Source organism: Pantoea sp. GD03673 (assembly GCF_029844725.1).
GTDB lineage: Bacteria > Pseudomonadota > Gammaproteobacteria > Enterobacterales > Enterobacteriaceae > Pantoea.
Genome location: NZ_JAOCKJ010000003.1, coordinates 394,794 through 408,915 on the forward strand (window position 1 = coordinate 394,794; position 14,122 = coordinate 408,915).

Annotated in this window: 13 protein-coding genes; 11 read left to right on the plus strand and 2 right to left on the minus strand. The window is 53.5% G+C overall.

Annotated features, from left to right (window positions below; all coding sequences use genetic code 11):
- Positions 1-90 precede the first annotated feature (90 nt).
- The 6 genes from N5J69_RS07730 to N5J69_RS07755 all read left to right on the plus strand — a co-directional run bounded on the left by N5J69_RS07730 (position 91) and on the right by N5J69_RS07755 (position 9,401).
- Positions 91-705 carry a TetR/AcrR family transcriptional regulator gene (locus N5J69_RS07730; RefSeq protein ID WP_279769300.1) on the plus strand — a complete coding sequence of 205 codons (615 nt, stop codon included), beginning with the start codon at positions 91-93 and terminating at the stop codon, positions 703-705.
- A 75-nt stretch (positions 706-780) separates the two neighbouring features.
- Positions 781-1,896: an efflux RND transporter periplasmic adaptor subunit gene (locus N5J69_RS07735; protein ID WP_279769302.1), complete on the plus strand. Its 1,116-nt coding sequence runs from the start codon at positions 781-783 to the stop codon at positions 1,894-1,896.
- Complete coding sequence (locus tag N5J69_RS07740) at positions 1,889-4,960, plus strand: efflux RND transporter permease subunit (RefSeq protein ID WP_279769304.1); 3,072 nt, start codon at positions 1,889-1,891, stop codon at positions 4,958-4,960. The genes N5J69_RS07735 and N5J69_RS07740 overlap by 8 nt, the downstream gene beginning before the upstream one ends.
- Before the next feature lie 101 nt (positions 4,961-5,061).
- A complete protein-coding gene (fabF, locus tag N5J69_RS07745; protein WP_279769305.1) occupies positions 5,062-6,348 on the plus strand; it encodes a beta-ketoacyl-ACP synthase II in 1,287 nt (428 codons plus the stop codon).
- Positions 6,349-6,592: 244 nt separating this feature from the next.
- Complete coding sequence (locus N5J69_RS07750; protein ID WP_279769307.1) at positions 6,593-7,828, plus strand: multidrug effflux MFS transporter; 1,236 nt, start codon at positions 6,593-6,595, stop codon at positions 7,826-7,828.
- Between the two features lie 1,180 nt (positions 7,829-9,008).
- A complete protein-coding gene (locus N5J69_RS07755; RefSeq protein ID WP_279769308.1) occupies positions 9,009-9,401 on the plus strand; it encodes a VOC family protein in 393 nt (130 codons plus the stop codon).
- 116 nt (positions 9,402-9,517) lie between these two features.
- On the opposite strand, the gene N5J69_RS07760 is transcribed toward N5J69_RS07755, so the two are convergent.
- Positions 9,518-10,135 carry a pyridoxamine 5'-phosphate oxidase family protein gene (locus tag N5J69_RS07760; RefSeq protein WP_279769310.1) on the minus strand — a complete coding sequence of 206 codons (618 nt, stop codon included), beginning with the start codon at positions 10,133-10,135 and terminating at the stop codon, positions 9,518-9,520.
- A 282-nt stretch (positions 10,136-10,417) separates the two neighbouring features.
- Between N5J69_RS07760 and N5J69_RS07765 the strand changes: the two genes are divergently transcribed.
- Both N5J69_RS07765 and N5J69_RS07770 read left to right on the plus strand, forming a co-directional pair.
- Positions 10,418-10,966, plus strand: coding sequence for a GNAT family N-acetyltransferase (locus tag N5J69_RS07765; protein ID WP_279769312.1), 549 nt, complete (start codon positions 10,418-10,420; stop codon positions 10,964-10,966).
- Between the two features lie 395 nt (positions 10,967-11,361).
- Positions 11,362-11,907 (plus strand): TetR/AcrR family transcriptional regulator, encoded by a 546-nt coding sequence (locus tag N5J69_RS07770; RefSeq protein WP_279769314.1) that lies wholly within the window; start codon positions 11,362-11,364, stop codon positions 11,905-11,907.
- A gap of 1 nt (position 11,908) precedes the next feature.
- Here the strand turns inward: N5J69_RS07770 and N5J69_RS07775 are convergent, their stop codons facing one another.
- On the minus strand, positions 11,909-12,790 hold the full coding sequence (locus N5J69_RS07775) for a LysR substrate-binding domain-containing protein (protein WP_279769315.1): 882 nt from the start codon (positions 12,788-12,790) through the stop codon (positions 11,909-11,911).
- Between the two features lie 96 nt (positions 12,791-12,886).
- On the opposite strand from N5J69_RS07775, the gene N5J69_RS07780 reads away from it, so the two are divergent.
- From N5J69_RS07780 to N5J69_RS07790, 3 genes are read left to right on the plus strand one after another with little or no spacing between them, the layout of a single operon-like run.
- A complete protein-coding gene (locus tag N5J69_RS07780; protein WP_279769316.1) occupies positions 12,887-13,192 on the plus strand; it encodes a carboxymuconolactone decarboxylase family protein in 306 nt (101 codons plus the stop codon).
- On the plus strand, positions 13,192-13,581 hold the full coding sequence (locus tag N5J69_RS07785; protein WP_279769317.1) for a tautomerase family protein: 390 nt from the start codon (positions 13,192-13,194) through the stop codon (positions 13,579-13,581). Before N5J69_RS07780 ends, N5J69_RS07785 begins: the two co-directional genes overlap by 1 nt.
- Positions 13,578-14,105 (plus strand): DUF4865 family protein, encoded by a 528-nt coding sequence (locus N5J69_RS07790; RefSeq protein ID WP_279769318.1) that lies wholly within the window; start codon positions 13,578-13,580, stop codon positions 14,103-14,105. The genes N5J69_RS07785 and N5J69_RS07790 overlap by 4 nt, the downstream gene beginning before the upstream one ends.
- The last annotated feature ends 17 nt before the right edge of the window (positions 14,106-14,122 follow it).

A 14,122-nucleotide genomic window follows, 5' to 3' on the forward strand; every position in this document is an offset into this window, starting at 1 on the left:
GGAATATTCCTTGAGATATATTTACGTTGTGACTAAATTACCAAAAGGTCACTCGTTGTCAATCAACGTTTGTTACGTTAAGCTGGAAAAATGAATAAACATACAACTGCTCACCCCTCCAGGGGGCCTTCAGAACATACTATCCGTGACCAGGTGGTTGCAGCTGCGACAGAACACTTCGGGCATTTCGGTTATGAAAAAACCACCGTATCCGATTTGGCAAAAGCCATAGGATTTTCGAAGGCATACATCTATAAATTTTTCGATTCTAAACAGGCTATTGGAGAGCAAATCTGCTCTAACCGTCTGGATATGATCATGGAGATTGTCAACTCCGCGATTGCCGATTCGCCGACGGCATCTGAGAAGATGAGACAGTTACTGAAAGCGCTGACGGAGTCCGGAAGTGATCTTTTCTTTCACGACCGCAAGCTCTATGACATAGCAGCCGTTGCTGCTCGCGATAAGTGGCCATCAGCAGAGACACATGAAAAGCGTATTCAACAACTCATTGAAAATATTATTATTGAAGGGCGAAGCTCGGGAGAGTTTGAGCGAAAAACGCCTCTTGACGAAGCAACACAGGCTATTTTTCTCGTTATGAGACCCTACATCAGCCCCGTTCAGCTGCAGTACAACCTTGATACGGCTGCATCTGCTGCTGCCCTTCTTTCCTCACTCATCTTACGAAGCCTGGCTCCCTGAATTTGTGACTATTGACATCTTTAGTCACTAGCATAAGAATGCGGTTACTTTCCTTTTACTTTATTCAGGTAACCCATGTTCAGGATCAAACCTGCCGCCCTGGCTGTATGCCTTTTACCGTTGGCCCTGGTGGCCTGCGGTGACAATTCTGCCACCGATGATCCACGTACTCAGCCTCCCCTCGTAAGAGTTTTTAGCGTGGGGACGGCAAACGCTGTTTCCCGTTCATTTACCGGCGTTGTTGTCGCCCGCACACAGAGCGACCTTGGCTTCAGGGTGCAGGGTAAAATTCTTGAACGCCTCGTTGATGCGGGTCAGACGGTTAAACGTGGACAGCCGCTGATGCGACTTGATCCTGTTGATCTCAGCCTTCAGGCACAGGCGCAGCAGCAGGCAGTTATGGCCGCACGCGCACGCGCCAGACAAGCTTCTCAGGATGAAGCGCGTTACCGCGGCCTTGTTGCAGCAGGCGCCGTTTCAGCATCAGCCTATGATCAGATAAAGGCCGCTGCAGACACGGCAAAAGCCGACCTCATCGCTGCGCAGGCGCAGGCTGACGTTGCACTGAATTCAAAAAGTTATGCCGTATTGCTGGCTGATGCTGATGGCGTCGTTATGGATACGCTTGCTGAACCGGGTCAGGTGGTCAGCGCAGGTCAGCCGGTGATCAGGTTAGCCAGGGCCGGCCAGCGTGAAGCCATGGTCCAGCTTCCTGAAACGCTCAGGCCGGCACCTGAAAGCCAGGCTGAAGCGACGTTGTACGGCGATAAAAAACAGTCCGTCAGTGCGCGACTTCGCGTGCTTTCCGATGCAGCCGATCCTCTGACTCGCACTTTTGAAGCCCGATATGTGCTTGAGGGAGCGCTGGCTAACGCACCGCTGGGCGCCACAGTCACTCTGCATATTGCGGATGGAAAGGCCTCACGTAAGGTAATGCAGATACCCATAGCCGCACTCTCTGACCAGGGAAAAGGTCCGGGAGTCTGGGTTATTACCGGTCAGCCAACCCGGGTTTCCTGGCGGGCGGTGCGTGTAGAGGGCCTGAGTGACGATATGGCAAAAGTCTCAAGTGGGATCAGTGGCGGTGAAGAAGTGGTTGCGCTTGGCGCTCACCTGCTGCATGACGGCGAAACTATACGCGTTGCCCGTCAGGGTGATGGCAGCATTGCCGGGGGCCAGCCACATGAGTAACTCCCGATTCAATCTCTCTGCGCTCGCGGTTCGTGAACGCTCCATTACTTTATTCCTGATCATTCTGATAACGGTTGCAGGCATCCTGTCTTTTTTTGAGCTGGGCCGGGCAGAAGATCCGCCGTTTACCGTCAAACAGATGACAATCATCACTGCATGGCCCGGTGCGACGGCACAGGAAATGCAGGATCAGGTTGCTGAACCATTTGAAAAGCGTATGCAGGAGCTTAAATGGTACGACCGTAGTGAAACGTATACCCGCCCCGGGATGGCGTTCACCATGCTGTCTCTGCTGGACAGTACGCCACCTTCACAGGTACAGGAAGAGTTCTATCAGGCCCGTAAAAAGCTGGGAGATGAGGCAAAAAATCTGCCTGCAGGCGTCATCGGACCGATGGTGAATGACGAGTTTTCGGATGTCACATTTTCCCTCTTTGCTCTGAAGGCCAAAGGAGAGCCTCAGCGTTTACTGGTACGCGATGCAGAATCACTGCGCCAGAGGCTTCTTCATGTGCCGGGCGTAAAAAAGGTCAACATTATCGGTGAGCAGACTGAACGCATCTTTGTCTCTTTTTCCCATGACAGGCTGGCCACGCTGGGGGTTTCGCCTCAGGACATATTTTCAGCTCTGAATAGCCAGAATGTCCTCACGCCCGCGGGCTCAATTGATACCCAGGGACCCCAGGTATTTATTCGTCTTGACGGTGCTTTTAACAAACTGGAGCAGATACGTAAAACGCCCGTCGTTGTTAATGGCAGAACGCTGCTGTTGTCGGACATTGCCACTGTTGAACGCGGATATGAGGATCCTGCCACGTTTCTGATACGCAATCAGGGCGAACCGGCTCTTCTGCTGGGCATTATCATGCGGGAGGGGTGGAATGGCCTTGAACTGGGCAAATCACTGGATGCGGAAGCGGCCAGTATCAACGCATCCATGCCGCTCGGCATGACACTGACGAAAGTCACCGATCAGTCCGTCAACATAAGCTCTGCTGTCGATGAATTTATGATCAAATTCTTCGTTGCGCTGCTTGTGGTCATGGTGGTCTGCTTTGTCAGTATGGGCTGGCGTGTGGGCGTGGTGGTGGCCGCTGCCGTGCCTCTGACGCTGGCGGTCGTTTTCATCATCATGGAGGCATCAGGTAAAAATTTCGATCGCATAACCCTGGGGTCACTGATTCTCGCACTGGGACTTCTTGTGGATGATGCCATCATTGCAATTGAGATGATGGTTGTAAAAATGGAGGAGGGCTACGACCGTATTAAAGCCTCAGCCTATGCGTGGAGCCATACTGCTGCCCCGATGCTGGCAGGTACACTGGTGACCGCAGTAGGCTTTATGCCTAATGGCTTTGCGCAGTCTACCGCAGGTGAATACACCAGTAACATGTTCTGGATTGTGGGTATAGCCCTGATAGCCTCATGGGTTGTAGCAGTGGTGTTCACACCCTATCTGGGGGTGAAAATGCTGCCGGAGATCAAAACGGTGCCCGGCGGACACGCCGCAATCTACGATACCCCGCGCTACAACCGTTTTCGCCGGTTACTGGCCCGCGTTATCGCACGAAAATGGATAGTCGCCGGGACGGTTATCATCGTCTTTACGGTGGCCATTCTCGGCATGGGGCTGGTTAAGAAACAGTTCTTCCCGACATCAGATCGTCCGGAAGTGTTAATTGAGGTTCAGTTGCCTTACGGCACCTCAATTGAGCAGACCAGCGCGACCACAGCGAAAATCGAAGACTGGCTGAAAAAGCAGAAAGAGGCAAAAATTGTCACTTCTTACATCGGACAGGGCTCACCCCGCTTCTATCTGGCGATGGCACCGGAGCTTCCCGACCCGTCATTTGCGAAGATTGTGGTTCTGACCGACAGCCAGGATGCCCGCGATATTCTCAAGGAACGGCTACGTGAAGCCACAGCCAGCGGACTCGCTCCTGAAGCACGTGTCCGCGCAACGCAACTGGTCTTCGGTCCTTATTCTCCTTATCCGGTGGCTTACCGGGTAATGGGACCTGATCCGGATAAACTACGTGAGATTGCAGGCGAAGTTGAGGCGGTCATGCTGGCCAGTCCAGACATGAGGACCGTGAACACGGACTGGGGACAGCGCGTGCCTACGCTGCACTTCTCGCTGAATCAGGATCGTCTTCAGGCAGTAGGTCTGACTTCTAATGCCGTTGCGCAGCAACTCCAGTTCCTGCTCTCTGGCGTACCTATTACGTCCGTTCGTGAAGACATCCGCTCCGTACAGGTAATGGGTCGTGCAGCAGGCGATATCAGACTCGATCCTGCAAGAATAGCCGGATTTACACTGGTGGGGTCGTCAGGCCAGCGCATTCCACTGTCACAGATTGGCGATGTTGAAGTCAGAATGGAAGATCCCGTGCTGCGACGCCGCGACCGTACCCCGACGATTACCGTACGTGGCGATATTTCAGACACCATGCAGCCGCCCGATGTTTCCACGGCAATCCTGAAACAGTTACAGCCTGTTATCGCTAAGCTTCCGGCCGGATACCGCATTGAGCAGGGGGGGCCGATTGAGGAGTCGGGTAAAGCCACTAAAGCAATGGTTCCGCTGTTCCCGATCATGATTGCCATCACGCTTCTGATCATCATTCTGCAGGTTCGGTCAATGTCAGCGATGGTGATGGTGTTTCTGACTGCGCCACTGGGGCTGATTGGCGTTGTACCGACGCTGCTGCTGTTCAATCAGCCGTTCGGGATAAATGCGCTTGTCGGACTCATCGCACTGTCTGGGATTCTGATGCGCAACACATTAATCCTGATAGGGCAGATCCATCACAATGAGCATGAAGGGCTGACACCCTTTGAGTCCGTCGTTGAAGCAACAATTCAGCGTGCCCGCCCCGTATTACTGACAGCAATGGCCGCCATTCTGGCCTTTATACCGCTTACGCATTCTGTTTTCTGGGGAACACTGGCTTATACGCTGATAGGCGGAACATTTGCCGGCACCATCGTTACCCTGGTTTTCCTGCCTGCAATGTATGCCATCTGGTTCAGAATACGCCCTGAAAATAAAAAAGTACGCTGAGATCAAAGCTGCCGACTAAGCATTAATCGCGGGGGATACAATCCCCCTTAACGGCGGCTTATCTCGTTACGCTATGCAAACAAGAGCATGAGGTTTTTATCATGAATAAAAATAATTCTGGACGCATTGTCATCACCGGCTGCGGTATTGTCAGCCCTTTGGGATGCGGTACGGAGACGGTCTGGCGCCGGCTTATTGAGGGCCGTTCGGGAATAACGGTACTTCCCCCTGAAGTCAGCGAAGGCACCGGCGTTTCCGTTGCCGGACGGGTGCCATCACTTGCAGAGGACCCTGACGCAGGTTACGAGCCGGAGCGGTATATAAACCCTAAAGAGCGCAAAAAAATGGATCGCTTCATTGAGTTTGCCCTTGTTGCGGCTCAGGAAGCCCTGACTCAGGCGGGCTGGCAGCCAAATAACGAACGCGCGCGTGAACGGACTGCAACCATTATTGCCTCAGGTGTAGGGGGATTCGGTGCCATTGCGGACGCCGTTAGAACGACCGATACACGCGGGCCACGCCGGTTGTCACCTTTCACTGCGCCCTCTTTTCTTGCCAACATGGCTGCGGGGCATGTCTCTATTCAGCACGGCTTCCGAGGGCCTGTCGGCGCACCAATAACGGCATGCGCTGCAGGTGTTCAGGCTATCGGGGATGCGGCGAGGTTAATTAAAACCGGCGAAGCCGATATTGCGGTTTGCGGGGGCACAGAAGCCGCAATAGATCGCGTTACGCTTGGGTGTTTTGCAGCGGCACGCGCGCTGTCCACAAATAACGGAGATAAGCCAGGCGAAGCCTCAAAACCCTTTGACATCGATCGGGACGGGTTTGTAATGGCAGAAGGTGCCGGCATACTGGTCATCGAGTCTTTAGAGCATGCTCTGAACCGGGGCGCAACGCCTCTGGCTGAACTGGTGGGATATGGCACCAGCGCTGATGCATGGCATCTCACTGCCGGCCCTGAAGATGGAAGCGGAGCCCGAAGAGCCATTGAGCTGGCCCTGGCTCAGGCAGATGTGAGTGCCGGTGATGTACAGCACATCAATGCTCATGCCACCTCAACGGTGGTTGGGGATAAAGGTGAACTCTCGGCCATCCGGTCCGTATTTGGCAAATTCAGCAAAGTTGCCATCAGTTCGACCAAATCGGCTACCGGGCATCTGCTGGGCGCGGCTGGCGGTATTGAGGCCATCTTTACCGTGCTGGCTTTGCGGGATCAGGTTATTCCGCCGACGCTGAATTTACACCATCCAGATGAAGCAGCAGAGGGGCTGGACCTGGTTGCATTAAAAGCGCGTTATTCTGCCATCCGGCATGCGTTATCGAACGGATTTGGGTTTGGCGGCGTGAATGCCAGCGTTCTCTTTCGCCAGTGGGAAGCGGTTTGATCTGAGTGTCATAGCTGGCTTCAGGCAAATCATTCAGACACGTGAATAGCAGATGATATTAGCGCACTAAGGTGGAGTAGTATGTCTTACAAAAAAGACAGGCTTCATCTTTCGGCAACAAATAAAATCATTCTGATTTGACTGCCTGGCTTCAGGCTCTGCATCTGATAAAGGGTGCAGAGCCTGCGATTCTCTTTCCCATAAAATAACAGCAGCTTATTTTCGATAGTTCAAAGAGAAGAGTATGAATTTAAAAAAAACCCAGGCAGTCGCTGATAATTACAAAAGTTCACTGGAACAACGACAGCTGACTGGAAAAATTATAATGATACTTGCCAGTCTCTCCGCCATCAGCACGTTATCCACGAACATTATTCTTCCCGCTTTTCCGGCTATCGGTACGCAGTTTGGGGTATCTTCACGCCAGCTTGGCCTGACGCTGTCGTGCTTTTTTATTACCTTTGCGCTGGCGCAGCTAATAGTCGGACCGTTATCCGATCGCTTTGGGCGGGTAAAAATTGTTTCCGGCGGGCTCGCCATCTTCCTGACCGGAACCATTATCAGTGGCCTTTCAGACTCACTTAATGTGATGATTGTCGGACGCATTATCCAGGCATCCGGGGTATGTGCCGCCTCCGTTCTGGCCCGGGCAATCTCCCGTGACCTGTTTGAAGGGGAAAGACTGGCGCGGGCGCTGGCTCTGACGATGATTGCGACCGCAACAGCCCCGGGTTTTTCTCCTCTGGTGGGTAGCCTTATTACCGTCACGCTGGGATGGCGGTCGATTTTTATTCTGGTCGGCCTGCTGGCTCTCGCAGTGTGTATGTTCTATATCAGAGTTCTGGGCGAAACACACCCCGCCGGGCGGAGAATCAGGCGTTCTCTCACCGGCGTCTTTAAGGCTTACATCAGCCTGTTCCTGAACGGCGCATTTATCTTTCCCGCATTTGCGGTCAGCCTTCTGATGAGTGGTTTGTTCGCATCATTCGCTGCTGCGCCGGCGATTCTCATGAGCGGAATGGGATTGTCACCCTTACAGGCCGGAATTTTCTTCTTCGCAACCGTCTTTGTGGTTTTTGCCGCCGGTATTTCTGGCCCGCGACTGACACATCGCTTCGGTGCCGCGAAAACTACTGCACTTGGCATATTCACCGCTCTTGTCGGCGGAATTTTGCTGCTAATCGGGCCGCAAACGCCAGGACTCGGATGGTATGCCTTTTCGATGATAGTTTTTTTATGGGGTATGGGACTGGGCAACCCCGCAGGCACCGCTATTGCAATGGGGCCGGTCGGAAAGGAAGCAGGTCTCGCGTCCTCACTGCTGGGTTTTTTGACAATGGCGACGGCTGCGGCCACAACCTGGATAAGTTCTATTCTGCCGATACCTGCAGTTGTCGCCTTAGGGGGGATTCAGACAGCAGTGTGCATGTCCTCGCTGGTGCTGTTTCTGTTACGCCCTGAAAATGGACAGGTTGAATAATCAGAGGCCGGATAATATTTCGCGACTGAATTACAAATATGCGTTTCAGGCTGTCTCGGTAAAGCGATTAAGAGAATGTTTAACTCCCAATCCAGCTAAATATATCTATGCTCCGAGCACTATCCCTTATGCAAGTGAAGAGAACGGTGCATTAAGATAATTTTTAAGTAAAGGGTGTATGAATTATGAATAATGCAGATAATCGTCCGCTTCTGGCACAAAGCGGACCCTCTATTCGTTCAGATTGAACAGAGTTACGTATCGTCTGCTTCATCCAGAGTCGTAAATTGTCTCGTCAGCTATATATCCAATCCTTTTGGTCCCTGAACATAGCATTGAGTATCGTTATGAATTTCCTGATACAGGCTGTGATCGCGACTTTTTTTACTTTTCCACGTGAAATGAGGGATGTATAGAAGTCTTTACTCTGAGGGTTATATCGAACCGCGGAAAGCATCACCATTTAGAGTGTTGCCCGTAGGCCAGCCCTGCCTCCCCGGATAGCCTTTTACCGCGAAACTGTCCGCTGGCAAGTCTGAATTCCTGTTTCATACGACGACCATATTCGCATATTGTTCTGGCATCGATAGAATCGCTTTTCGCCACCTTCCCCATTGCCGGGCAAAATTCTTTATCTGTCGCGGATTAATGACAGCAACAGGCAACCCGCTGAAATCAGCATTGATTCAGCATGAGAGTGATACCGGCTTGTTGCCTCCATGACAACGCTGATACATGAAGGCCTCCCGGTTCCTTTAACAGTCTCGCTGATATCAATAAAGACATCTTAAGCGAACTTCTATACATCAATACCGACAGATGTTTTATTGCTCATTTCAGTTCTCCCTGCCTTACAGATACGGGCTTCTGATGCATCAGGCTATTGTTCGCGCTATAGCTGATAGTGATGCTGCGCATAGTGCTCACCCGCGGGCTTGTTAATTCCAGGATGTCGATCGTGCTGAAGCATCAGTAAAAACACAGGATAAGTTCAGACCCATCCCGGCTCTGCCAAAAATATACAAGGAAGCAGGCATGCCGTAGGGTTTGACCCGGAACAGCCAGCAAGCCGATCGTTGAATCCTGCCGCTTACCTGACAGAAATTCATGTGTTTTGCGGGAGGATAATCTATAATTTTCAGGCGAGTATCACAGCAAATAACCGTCAGGGAGCCGGATTATGGAGATAGCGGAGATTGATCATATTCATCTGTACGTAGACGATATTGAGCAGGCAGAAAAATGGTACAAAGAGATTCTGGGATTTACTCGCGACAGTGCCCTCTCTTTCTGGTCTGAACAGGGTGGGCCACGAGTCATCAGCAATAACCGGGCATCACTTTCCCTTTTCCAGCGAACGTCTCAGCCTCCTGGCCATACGGTGGTTTTTGGGGTGGCAGCGGCATCTTTTGTCGACCTTATTCCTGTCCTTACAGAGAATAAAATCCCTTTCAGCGTCAGTGACCACGACGTGTCCATGTCCGTTTATTTTAGCGATCTCAGTAATAATAAAATCGAAGTGACGTCTTACGATTACCTTCAGGCCAAACAGATTCTTGAGAACATGAAGTAATCCGGTCGGGTTCGGGTATACGACCTGCAGGGACGTGTTGATCTGTCGCCATAGAGCGCGCCTTTAACACCGCAGCTCCCCCGGCGCTCATGAGTCCTGCAGATCTGCGTTGTCGCTTAATACAGCGAATTCTTCAATCGCTCCGGCAGCGCTTTGTCATAGGCATCGCCATCAATCTCCGCAATCTGTCGGAGAATCGACCCGGTGCTGGGCAGCGCCTGCCGTGAGATCTGCGTTTCAGCATCCCACAACCCGGAGCGGATAATTGCCCGGCTGCACTGAAAGAAAACGCGCTCTGCCGTAATGCGCAGTACGGTTTTTGGTCGCTGATGATTGACAGCGAATCGCTCAAGCAGCGCCGGATCGGTGCTGATCGCGGCCGTTCCGTTGACCCGTAACGTTTCCCCAATGCCCGGGATCAGAAAAATCAGCGCGACCCGATTGTCCTGAAGAATGTTGCGCAGGCTGTCGATACGGTTATTACCGCGTCGGTCAGGTAAAAGCAGGGTTTTGTCATCTTCGATTTCGATAAATCCGGCCGGATCGCCACGCGGTGAAACATCCAGTCCTTCCGCTCCTGATGTTGCCAGAACTGCAAAGGGTGAGGCAGCGATAAAGGGACGATAGGCGGGGTGAATATGATCGGTCACCTTAGCCACTGAGGGCCGGGCGACAGTGCCGTAAAGACGCTCAAGTTCGGTCAGTTCAGTAATTATGCTGCTCTGTTCAGCCATTTTTGCACTTTCCTTTCATTGATTGATCCTCATGACCCTGACGATGATACGTCACAGATCGGACGCGCAGATTCATGCAGGACTTTAACACCAATAGCAGCAGAGTCAGAGCACCGCGCGGCCCTTTGTGATCGCGCGTCACTGTGTTGCGTCAATCCCGGAGCCCGCCCGCCAGTCACACTTTCAGCGAGTTACCGCTAACCTCAAAGACCCGGCTCTTGGTGTCTGGAACGGCGGCTGATATAAAGGATTAACCTGATCAGTACCCAAAAGGAGCACAGGATGGTTTGGGAATCAGAGCGGTTGCTCTACAGATTTACCCTTCGTGAGGATCTCGACGACCTCTTCAGAATTTATGGCGACCCGGAAACGCATAAATTTAACCCCCGAGGCCCGTGGCCTGACAGGGAATATGCGGTTCAGGCGCTGGAGCGTATCCAGGATGGCTACCGGGATCAGGGTTTTGGCGACTGGACGATATTTGAGAAAGCCCATCCGGAAAAAATCATCGGCTTTGGTGGCGTCTTCAGAAGCCAGTTTGACGGTCGTCAGACCAATAATCTCGGTTACCGGTTTGAGCCAGATGCCTGGGGAAAAGGCTATGCCACTGAGCTTTCACGCAGAGCCATTCGTTATGGATTTGAAGAGGCCGGGCTCAGCGTCATCACGGGCGTGGTGCGTGAAAACCATCTGGCTTCGCGCCGGGTGCTGGAAAAAGCAGGCTTAACGTTTTTGAAAAAGGTCAACGATCTGGAAGGGCTGCCTCCCAGCCTGATGTATGCCCTTAGCCGGCGTGAATGGCTTGACGCGGGCAACGTCCCTAACGTCTGACTTCTCACTTTGTGATTCGGACGCGGCGTTGTCTGCGTCCTCTTACGGCCTTAAACCCCTGAGAAACCCTCTCTTATCCCGCGATTAATTCCCTGCTGACTGAATTACCTTACCCGCCTTACTCAGGGGAGGATTTATGGACATTCGTACAATTTTTATTTCAGCGGTAATGGCAGTCAGTCTGTTATGGATAGGCGCATCAGATAACCGTGCGTCTCATTCAGGCGCAGAGCACGTCAGAGCGGGCCTGGGTAAACTTCAGCCCTGACTGTGAATTGCCTGATCGCACACTTTGACGCCTGCTCAGTCTGAGATGCGGTACACTGCCGCTATCTGTTAATGCAACATCGTTGCGTTAACCAAAACGTTGACGCTGATAAAAGCAGGAGAAAGAGATGGCGAGGGAGATGATTCGTCAGGGTGGGCGCAGCGCCCGTATTCAGGCGGAAGTGCATGACACCGTTAACCGCTTACTGGAAACGCTGGATCGTTCCGCCATTACCGTTCCGATGATCGCCGAACAGGCAGGCGTCACGCCCTCCACGATTTATCGCCGCTGGGGTGATCTGGCCCAACTGCTGGCGGATGTGGCTGTTGCGCGGATGCGGCCGATTGCCGATCCGGAAGATACCGGGTCGATGATCGGGGATCTCATCGCGTTCCTGCAGCAATATGCCGAAGAGATGTCCTCGAAAGTTGGCCGTGAACTGCTGGCCGATGTGATCAGCAGTTATGCTGAAGAAGCCAGCCAGAAATGCTGTGTGTTCACCTATCAGCATCTTGAAACCCTCAATAACCGGGCACTGGAACGGGGTGAAGCGGGCTTTGACGTCGATCGCCTTGTTGATGTGGCGGTGGCTCCCGTGATGTTCCATATCCTGTTCGGTGACCGCGACGTTTCAGCGGAATACTGTTCGTTACTGATTCAGCAGGCATTTTAAATCAGCGCTGAACAAAGGGCAGGGCGGCGTCGGTGATCAGGTGCTGCAACAGGGCACGCGCGGGATCTTCACCCGCGTCTGATCGGGCCAGCGCAATACCCAGATGGCCAGCCTGCGGCAAACGCTGTGATTCTGTCACCAGCCCCTCCGGCAACCCCGCACGGGTGCGCAGGGTGATCCCCAGCCCGGCCTGCAGCGCGGCCCAGATGCCACTCAGACTGTGGCTGGTAAACACCACGCGCCACGGGATACCTGCCTTATCCAGCGCCCCGGTGGCGCGGGATCGCATCACGCAAGGCGCATCAAACACCACCAGCGGCAGCGGCTCGCCGCGCTGCAGAATGCCCGCCAGATCAAACGCCGGATGCTGTATCCAGGCTAACGGACACTGACCAATCAACTGCGCGCCCGTCTGCTGTTCCGCCTGCCACAGCAGAGCCAAATCCAGCTCATGGCGGGCCAGTGCCGTTAATAGCGCCAGATTTCTGTCGACGCGTGCGGTCAGCATCACGTCCGGATGCTGCCGGTTAAACGCGCCGAGAATGGCAGGCATCAGCGCCTCGCCAAAATCTTCCTGCATGCCGATGCGAATTTCACCCTGCAACGCTTCGCCTTTCACTGCCCGCAAGGTTTCGTCATTCAGTGACAACAAACGGCGCGCGTAACTCATCAGCTGCTCGCCACTGCGGGTTAATTGCAGATGCCGCCCTTTTTTCATCACCAGCGCCGTACCGCATTGCTGCTCAAGTTTTTTGAGCTGCGCACTGACGGCTGAGGTGGACCGGCAGAGGTGCTGTGCCGCAAGAGCAAAGCTGCCCGCATCAATGCCCGCCACGAAACTGCGGAGCGCATCCATATCAAGTGACTCCGGTACCCTGTTCATTATTGTCCTCAAAATACGGATGGTAAGTGCTGATTAATTTGATTTTCAGGATTAATGGCCTGAGTGACACTCTCTCTGACCAAAGAGGAGTGTGCAATGAAAAATTCACGGGATCGGGAAACACTGGCGCAGCATGCGCCAAAACTGGCTGAACTGACGCAGCAGGTGCTGTTCGGTGACATCTGGCAGCGCGACGTGCTGTCACCGCGTGAACGCAGCCTGCTGACGCTGGCAACGTTGACTGCGCTGGGGCGCGTCCAGCAGCTGCCGTGGCACATTGATTTCGCCCGGCAAAATGGACTGACGCAGGATGAACTGGTGGAGAGCTTCACGCATCTGGCGTTTTATGCAGGCTGGCCCGCCGCCGTCACCGCGCTCGGCTATCTGAAGGAAAATCTCTGATGCCTTTCACCCGAATTACGTTGCGTCAGGGTTACAGCGATGCGGATCTGCATCTGCTCTCCACGCTGCTTCAGCAGGCGCTGGTTGCGGAGTTTGACGTGCCTGAGCAGGACTGCTTTCAGATCATTGAGAGGCTGCCTGACGTACAGCGTGTGTTTGATCGCCATTATCTCAGCGGCGGTCGCAGCGAAAATTTCGTGCTGTTTCAGGTGACGGCAGGTCGTCCGCGTTCACGGCAACAGAAGCAACGGTTTTATCACGCCCTCTGCGCCGCGCTTCAGGCAGAAATGGCAATCGATCCTGATGATGTGATGATCATCATTCAGTTTAACAGCAGCGAAGAGTGGAGTTTCAGCGGCGGGCAGATGCTGGCACAGGAGGCGTTATGATTATCATGCATTACCGCTTTACGCTGCCTGCGGACTACGACATGGGCATCATTGCACAGCGCATCAGCCTGAACGGTGCCCGGCTGGATGGCTTTCCGGGGCTGGTGGCAAAAGCGTATCTTTACGCCTGCCGCGAGGAGGGGGGACTCAATGAAAATCGCTATGCGCCGCTCTATTTCTGGCGGGAGGCGAGCGGCATGCAGCGTTTCCTGCAAAGCCCTGGCTTTATGAAGCTGGTCAGGGATTTTGGCTGGCCGATCATCGAAAGCTGGCTGGCGTTTGACGAGCAGACTCACATCACCGATCTGGCTGAAGCCCGTTTTATGGCCCTGCACCGCTGGACCATTTCGCCGCATACGCACCTGGCAACGCTGCCGATGACCACAGGCTTCAGCGCCTGGGATGTGACCCGCTGGCAGGGATTAACAGTTAGCGCATCACGACAGCCATCTGCGTCCGGGCCGGAGGTCTATCGCATCGGTTATCTGGCGCGAGGCGCTGCCGCGTCAGATTTGCAGCTGTAGCCGCAGCGTTGTTGCGG